Annotated in this window: 1 protein-coding gene; it reads right to left on the bottom strand. The window is 47.6% G+C overall.

Annotation, left to right across the window (positions count from 1 at the left end; genetic code table 11):
* On the bottom strand, nt 1-252 hold a 252-nt coding region (locus tag ACTHSP_RS23910), incomplete at both ends, for a ClpX C4-type zinc finger protein (RefSeq protein WP_440347220.1).

The following is a 252-nucleotide window of genomic DNA, read 5'->3' as shown; positions in this document are numbered from 1 at the left end:
TTTTGCGTGTTCCTGACCGATAACGTGGTCGTTGAGGTTGGCAACGATTTCGGCCGGGGTAGGCAGTTTTTTCTCGGCGTTTTCTTCGTTCGCTTTGGCAAGCTCGTTTTCAATCTCGTTGGATTCGTTGTCTTGCAGCATTATGCCGCAAGTTTCTACACATTCGTTGCAGATAAAGGCGTGTTCGCCTTCGATCAGATTTTTAACGTCGTTTTCGGACTTCCCGCAGAATGAACAGGTGCGTTTTTCTTC

Source organism: Neisseria sp. P0001.S005 (assembly GCF_051963715.1).
Note: the sequence above shows the minus strand (reverse complement) of the source record. Positions and strands in the feature narration are given on the sequence as shown.